This is a genomic window from Candidatus Rickettsiella isopodorum, assembly GCF_001881495.1.
GTDB lineage: Bacteria > Pseudomonadota > Gammaproteobacteria > Diplorickettsiales > Diplorickettsiaceae > Aquirickettsiella > Aquirickettsiella isopodorum.
Window position 1 is genome coordinate 1 of sequence record NZ_LUKY01000008.1, and the last position, 374, is coordinate 374.

Consider the following 374-nt stretch of genomic DNA (forward strand, 5'->3'; position numbering starts at 1 on the left):
AAGAATCGATGCTGAATGGTTTCTTTAAAATAATAATGAATCCAAGACTCACCTATCTCGCCAGAAGGAATTCGATAGCTTATCGAGTCTATTGTTGGGTTTGATAAAAATGTGATGAGTGTATTATTTCTTAACACAAACTCTAAATTCTTATACGAACGATCAGTGATAAAAAAATTATCGGGATGCGTTTGATTTTTCCCCCCGTAGCCATCAATAAAACGAACATCCTGATCAAGATATAAAATATCAGATTCATTTTTTCGTCCGTAAATGTGATCGATCAAATCGATTCGGACTCTAATCTCATCAGGCGCACAAAAGGGTGGAATCGATTGCATGGCGGCTTTGTTTTTTCCGCATAAGAATCCATC

At 36.4% G+C, this 374-nt stretch carries 1 protein-coding gene; it reads right to left on the minus strand.

All coding sequences use genetic code 11. From position 1 onward, the window contains the following. A partial coding sequence (locus A1D18_RS06755) for a hypothetical protein (protein ID WP_171910785.1) occupies positions 1-374 on the minus strand: 374 nt, incomplete at both ends.